General features: G+C 42.7%; 3 protein-coding genes. All 3 read right to left on the bottom strand.

From position 1 onward, the window contains the following. On the bottom strand, positions 1-3241 hold a 3241-nt coding region (locus AC1WHX_RS08630), incomplete at its 3' end, for an RHS repeat domain-containing protein (RefSeq protein ID WP_481229165.1). Beyond that, a complete protein-coding gene (locus AC1WHX_RS08635; protein ID WP_278585109.1) occupies positions 3238-6519 on the bottom strand; it encodes an RHS repeat protein in 3282 nt (1093 codons plus the stop codon). The genes AC1WHX_RS08630 and AC1WHX_RS08635, both read right to left, overlap by 4 nt. 236 nt (positions 6520-6755) lie before the next feature. After that, on the bottom strand, positions 6756-7904 hold the full coding sequence (locus AC1WHX_RS08640; RefSeq protein WP_147404870.1) for a hypothetical protein: 1149 nt from the start codon (positions 7902-7904) through the stop codon (positions 6756-6758). Between the last annotated feature and the right edge of the window lie 155 nt (positions 7905-8059).

The raw sequence follows: 8059 nt of genomic DNA on the forward strand, positions 1-8059 counted from the left end.
CCAATGTCCCCCCATTTCGGATATTTCCAACAGAATGGAAATCGATACCTTGAAGGCCTTTACCTCCTGTGCTGCCGGGAAAAGATTTATCAAAGGAATATTGCATTTGATATGCTTCTATTTCCATTTTTCCGACTCCTCTTATTCCTATTCCTGCATTTAACAGTTCTCCATTTGATGAAAACCTCAGTCCCCCTGCATCCAATGATTGTCGTACATGGGTTATTTCATGTATGGATAGAGCATCAGAGGAAGTTTCAATGCATATTTTGTTGTCTCTACCTTGTCTGACAGTATGTAATCCGCCGGATATATAACTTAAAGAATAAATATTATTTTGATCGGCATCCAATCTGTCAATATCTCCTTTACTGACGTTAAGGTTAGATATTCGATCTTGTGCTTCAGAAATTTTTTTATTCAATTTTGTAATTTGTTTTTCTTTAAGTCCTCCTTTATTTAGTTTAGCTTGATTTTTATTTATGTCCATATTGAGAGACGTAATTTTATCATCAATATGTTTTTTTAACTTTTTTGCTTCTTCAGGATCATCCCACTTCATTCCGTTCGGATCAACCCGACTTACCGGATTCCCGGCACAATACGAATACGGTGATATTCCGTAGTAATTCTCACATAGCGGATCTAATGTCGTGAATCCGGGTATCTGAAAATCCTGAATTCTCGCCTTCGAGTCGTACCGGTTGAGACCGTGTTCCGTTATCAACTCCTTTCCTGTAAAACGGTAAGGTTGCCATTCGAAACACATGCTTCGGAATATCAGACCCGACGGGAAATATTCGAGGCTCTGCACCACTTCTCCCGTATTGCCCTCGCAAACCAAACGGATACTGCCCAAATGATCCCGAATATACGTATAAATTTTCGGATTCGTCATACTGCCGCCATAATTTCTCGAGAGGGAGAAATATCCTCCGTCGAACAAAATATGGCTCAGCGAACCGTTTTTACACACCAAGTTCCCGGCCTTGGACTCCGAAACATCTTTGTGGGGATCTTTGCTGTCGGTTACCTCGTCTAACGGTACCGACAACGGAGTAAGATATGTGCGCGATACGCTCCCCGATTTCTCCCCGCCCGCAAAATAATAATTGACGATGCGGTTTCCGTTGGCGAATTGTATCGTGTCGGGCAGATTCAGTACATTATACCGAATCGCGACGATTTCCTTATCGAGGTTAAAGATCTCGTTTCCGTTGGCGTCGTACGCCACTTCTGTCTCTTCATCGGCGGCATCCGTATAACCGGGAAAGTCGTAATCATAATTGCCCCCTCCTACGTTCCCGGTTCTTTGTATCTGGTTTCCACGGTAAACCGTATTGAGACAATCCACATCCGCCCCGTTATGCCTTCGCAGGAGCAGTGTAATATTCCCCATCTTGTCGTAAGCGAACCGTTCACCTTCGCCCGATTGCCGGTTAAACGCTTCGGCATCATACATCATACCCAGCGTAAGCCTGTCGGCAAGGTCGTATTCGTAATGCCAGAAATAAGACCTGCCCATCTGACTGATCCGGATATCATTGATATTTCCGTTTAAACACCGCTGTTTTGTATAGGGTGTCGTCACGGCCGACGATTTACACAACAGTTCCGAGAAACGCCCGGGATTATCTATCTGTTTCAGCGTACCATCGGGATAGTAACCATAGTTTACCGTGATACTGTCGTGAAGAGCGCGTTCGCTCCGAAGTCTCCCGTAACTGTCATACTGCATGCTCGATAGCGGCAAGAAGTCGGGAGAGGTCAGTTTAGGATTTATATATTGGTAACGGGTGGCCGTCTTTCTGCCGGCATAGTCATATATATACCGAAAATTTACGTTGGCGATGCCCTCATAGCGGTTATCCTCCCCGGTTACCAATCCCTGAAAATCATAGTGTAATGCGTGTCGGCTGTTATTTCCGCTGGAAAAGTCAGACCGATAGGTTTCTTTCAGGCGGCCTTTGTCATCGTATGTAAAAAGAGTCGTGCGGCCTGTCTCGGGACGGTTCAGCACGGCCTCATACATTCCGGTCTGCAGCCCGCGCGTGTTTTCAGGTAACTCTGTCGGGAAATAATCTGTTCCGATAGGCAGTTGACCGGTAAAATCGTATGTATCGTAAAACCATGCGGAAATAACGGAATACTCCCCTTGTCCCAGCTTACAGTCATCGGTATATCCCACACAGAAAAAATCTTCTCCAGAAAAGGTCTCGGTAACCGCACGGTCTTCCCATATCGCCGCTATCGCCGCTCTGTCCCGAGTATCTTCGACAATACCTTGCAAAACCGGCCTTCCCAACCGGTCATATTTTAAGAACATCCATGCACCGCGTTTACGCAGGTTCCCGTCCTGCCGGAGTATCTGACGTCCTTCTCCGTCATATACGATATAATGTATCTCCGCCCCGGGAAGTTTTACGCCGGTTTTCAGATTCCTATGATCATAAGCATACCAATAACCATAATATGCCATGACTTGATCATCCGAATAATAGGTCGATCCGTCTGACAATACGGATGCCGCTTCCGGAGGAATTACTCCGACAAGACGTTCCAGCGCGTCATAAAGATAGTAAGTGTCATGAAAACCATCATTTGCAATAACCCGTTCGAGTACCGTCTTGCCGTCGGGGGCGGTAAAGCGCAACGACCGCTTGCCATCTTCATCCCGAATCTCCGTAACATGAAAATTCCCGGTTTTTGCCGGAGTGCAACTTATCCGGTAACGACAGAAACCGACAGAAACAGGGATAAGCGAATGAAGCGTATATTCTGTCGAAACATCTGAATTCAGACCATATTTGCACGCGATGTTTCCTCCTCCGTAATGCAAACCCGCCGCAGATGTCATACGATTCTGTGCCGACAAGGCATAATCATATTCCCGTTTCCATGCAGAACCCTGCTGAAATACGCTTTTTTCTACAAACCTCCCATTATTACCGGTAACGGGTATAGGATCATATTCGGCGATCTTCCGGCCCAAAGCGTCATAATCGATATAATCCACGAGGTCTGAACCGTCCGGAGCAAATCCCTTGCGTAAAGTCTGACGAAGTCTTCCCGCCGTATCGTAATATCCGACGACGGTTATCGTATTTTCATCCGATCCTTGCGACGGATCTTGCACCGCACTTGTAAACGTACGGATCATAACGCTGTTTTCTTGAGCGCCGGCCGGAAAAACGACCGACAGAAAAATCAATATCGATAAAAATACTGCACGTGTCCTCATTTTTCGTTCTTTAAAGTATAACGGTAACTTCTGATCACATTATTGTCCCCATCCCGTTCAACGACCAACCTTCCTTTGGCATCGTATTCGTAATACAAGGTCATTCCTTTGGGATCGGTAATCGATATCACCCCGACCATCGATTCATATTTATAAACATATACCAACGCACGGGGCAATAATATTCGGAGCGCATTCAGCTTGTTCCATTCCTCCTCGCTCGGTTCCGTCCCGGTCGCAAAAGAATCAACCGCTCCTATACCCGCTTTTTCCACTTCTTCGAGCGTAGCGTTCTGAATGCGGGCAATCACATACCGACCGCCGTATCCGTATATATAAACTTCGCTTTCTCCCGTCCGGCTCTTCACTTCGATAACATTATCATATTTATCATAACAAGAGAACATATAGTCGGGTAACCCGTACTGAGAAATATTACTCCCGTCAAAATCGCTTGCCGGTCTCGGAGATCCCCTGTAATAGTTATACACGGCATCAGGTACGAAACTCCCGTTTTTCTCATTTTTTTTATAAGTATGCAGCTCTTTTTGTATCAGTCCGCTATTATCATAAGTGCGAATCTCGACCGGATCGGTTATCCGGTTACCGGTATTACCGCACATTTCGCTATAAAGCGGTATATAATTCAAATCGACCGTATAAATAGTGCGCACGGTTTTCTCTTTCAACCCATCGTCGACCGAGATTTCCGAAGGCAAATAATTATGCGGATTATATTGTTTATAACGGGTCGTCTTCCAATATTTAGTCAAAGAACGAGTATCGAAACAGCCTTCGGTCTCCCGCTCGATCCGGCAATGCCCTATCGGCACATGATATGTTCCTATATCTCCCATATTGCAATAATCCTGAAACCACGCGTTCAAAACGGCTATGGTATCGCATTTATATTCATACTTGATATTTTTTATCAATTGAGAGTCTTCATAAATATTATGCGTCAGCAACTTCCCGTTCATATATATACATTCACCGGGCATCCCGACATATCTGAAATCTACAGCCTCCTCTTCATTGTGATAAAAGTAATCTTCTTTGAAAAATTTATCGTCAGAACAGGTCGTCATACAAACACGACTATAACCCACCGCAGCGTTTATCGACGGACCGGCAAGCGGATATACCGATTCGGACTGCTGAACTATATACTCCTTAAAACCATCCCGAACCGGCCGAATACTGCCATCGTTATCAAGGAAAGTACTATATGTAGCATAAGTCTGCATACTTTCATAAAAAGGTTTGCGTATAAAGATCCCGGAAGAGGCATGTCCTGTCGCGTCGGTATAAGTAAACTCTCTCGTATTTACGGGAGACTTTATCCGGAATATTCTCACCCCTCCGCCCTGTACAAGGCCGATCCTGTTAAAGTGTCCGTAAAAAGCCAGTTTCAGATTCTGGTTGAGATAATTATCGGTTCTGAATACCAAATAATAGTTTCCTTTATCATATTTGCTCGAATCCTTGATCGTATATGTAAACGGTATATCCGGAAAATTCTGACTACCCCATGTCTTGACCTCCTTTCCGGCAGAGTTATAGATAGAGATCATATTATTTTTATACGCACTGCCTCCAACACCCATCGCTCCTTCATTATATAAAAAGTCCAGTTTTATCCAGCCGTCAGTATGTAATGTAAAATGAAATGTATCGACCTCGACATTATACGGCTTATAAAGAGTGTCCTTATGCAAGAAAACAATCTCGGAATACTCGCTTATCGCATCATTCGGCTCATACTCGAATGTCGTCACTCCACCTTCGGGTGACTCCATAGAAGTCAACATACCGGTGGTGATATATTCGGCACGAGGTTTGCGATCCGCCCCCCGCAATATATCTCCTTTTTTATATACAATCGTCTTCCCGTCAGCCTTATAATAATTGCGGGATACAGAAATTTCGGGATAGAATATCGTATTATTCAACCCATTATAATATCCCCACATATCTTGGGCAAAACTGTATTTGGGTGGCAACGAATGACGGACGTCATAGCCGAAACGATGGATTTCCCGAATCTGTCCCGAACAAACAGAAAGAGAGTCTAATCGAAGCCGAAGATTATACTGATCTTCCGGTTCGTCAGGGTTACTAAAATAACTTTCATGAAAAACGACCTCCTTAAAGGGCGCACTGTCGCCCGTTCGGAACAAAGACATCTTATCGAGCTTCAGATTCTCCCCTCCCGGCTTGAATGTATTGCGGGCAAAGTCTTTCCGAGAACTTGTCTCAAACATAATATATCCCGAACTCCATGTAATCTTTTTCAGAAACTTCTGGTAATTTACCATACTCATCGAACAAACAGTTTCATATTTTTCTGTCGCGTAAACCGGAAATCCGGTATTCTTTACCGCATATACAGGCAAATATTTTTTCTGTATGATACTGGCACTTGACGGAAGAAAAGGATATGCCACCGTAATATACTCGAACTCTATCTTTTCCTTATTCGGAAGTATAATCTCCGACAAATCCCAACTCGTAATCATATTTTGTACACGATCTTCAAAAAACGGGAACCGGGTCATATCTGTATAAGGCATTCTGAATCCTTCCAATACCACTGTCGCCGAACCGGTAGAGGCGGACGGCTTGAATAAATATCGTGTACCGTCCGGTGAGATAATACTGAATGACTGATCTTTATAAGTAAACGACATTTTCAGATTCTGTTCGGGATCGCACAAATAAAAACCGTTTTCCTCTTTACGTCCTGAATTTTTAGCATAAAAAATTCCACTATATCCCGCAAAATTGTAGTAAAACACATCCGGTTCCGTATCCGCATTGATTCTAACAACAAGATTATAAGCATCTACCCCTACCAAGGACACTATATCATCTCTTGAATTATCAAATTGATCAGGAATCTGCGCATCTTGATAATAATAACCGCCCATAAGATCATCAAGGCCTCTGACCGTACGACTTATATTGCCCCCGGCATTCAGGTTCCAGCCTAACCCCACCCAACTGGCTTCTTGTGAAACTTTTATTCCGGACGCATGATAGCTCAATGTTATCGGAAAGGTAAAATTCCCTATCTCAATTGTAAAAAGCGGAACCTCGATCGAAGGTATTCCGGTGTATAAGCTTACCGGCATATCGGCATACTGTGCAAAAGCGTAGGCTTGCGGTGACGGTACATTTATTCTGTAGTCTGCAGGAGATTCGTCAGCCTTAAGGTCGGAAAAAACAAACAAACATAAAACAAACGGCAAAAACAAATACTTATCGATGTTTTTCATAATATAAAAAGATCATAATAGTTACGCATCCTTCAATCAATAATTCTCACTATAACCAAACAAGATGTTGTCTGAATTTTGCCCGGATCGGTTTTGAGAGTTTCGTTCGAGGATGTTTTTCTGTCTTATGAGAAAGATAGCCTGTTATCTGACAAATAAGAACGGGAAAACAGCCCGGGAAAAGATGTCCTGATCGTATTTTTTATTGAAAAATTCAGACCGGCTCTAAGCAAAGGTTATCTTTTCTTTATTTTCCAACTTTCTCGTTTATCTCCGATAATAACGGTAATGATAAACTCCGTTTCAGAATATCGGTCATAATCTATATCCGAGACATAATATCCCGGCTCTACGGTTCGCGGCGATTCATGATAAAGTACCGTTCCCGACATATTGGCAAGCAATATCTCCATCCTCGAGGATCGATTAAGGCCAGCATAAACTGTAGCCCTATTGCCGACCGGATCTATTTTACATGAGAGAGAAAACAGATCAGACATATCTGACAACGCTCCGGAACGTTCGGAGCACCCTTGGTATTTTTTGTCTGATAAAAATATTCGCTCCCTGACCTGCTCATTCTCCGAATCTCTGTCAAGCGACCTTTGCTCTTCAAGAGAATATAGCATACTGATAAAAAAATGTCGCACCGACTTACTTTTCCAATCAATCGTATTTTCAATGGTTTCCAATACCGGATAACGATATCCCGGCAAATACCACCGATATGTATCGACTTGCCATATAACACTATCAGCAGTCAACCGATCTCCGATCGAAGAAACCGTAAATAAAGAATCTTGCCGGCCGAATATGTCAAAATCGATAAACCGCAAACCCACACGCTCTTTACTATGTAACCGAATTACATTTCGAAGCGTATCTTCTCCCGGCAGAAACAATATACCCGACGCATCGGCAACCGTCTCGGAATAACCGTATGATTTGAGAGAATAAACATGGGAATATCCTCCGTTTCCTATAAAGGGAGAAGCTATCGTATCTCCGTAATAGAAAGGAAAACGAAGCACAGGCACAGGTGACACAAAACACATCTTTGTCACAGGATTTTCATAACCTAAGAACAAAAGAGAATCCCCTGACAACCTATATTTATATGCTGTTTTATTTCGATACATACAAAGAATCGAGTCTAATCTTCCTTTATAAAACACACGTTTCTCGACATCTAAATATTCCAAATCCCGAAAATCCCATGTAACATTAGTTCCACTGTCTCCCGGAGCACAAAAAGTCACCTGCTGCATAATTAAAGTATCTCTATCTCGAGGTAAAGAAGTCTCCATCAATAATGACGACTGAGCCTTGAGGCCGATAAAGTTACCGGAAAGGAAAAGAATAAAAAACACTAAATAAGATTTCATATTCATGTACCGATTTAAGATCAAAAAAAATTATACTACGCTATATCACCCTACATTTTATAAGAATTTATCTTTATCTCTAAAAGAAACTTTCTATTGCAACAAGAATAACAAGTTAAAGAAATATTTTTATAAAGTCTAAATTGGTCCTAACC

This window comes from Coprobacter sp., assembly GCF_982436375.1.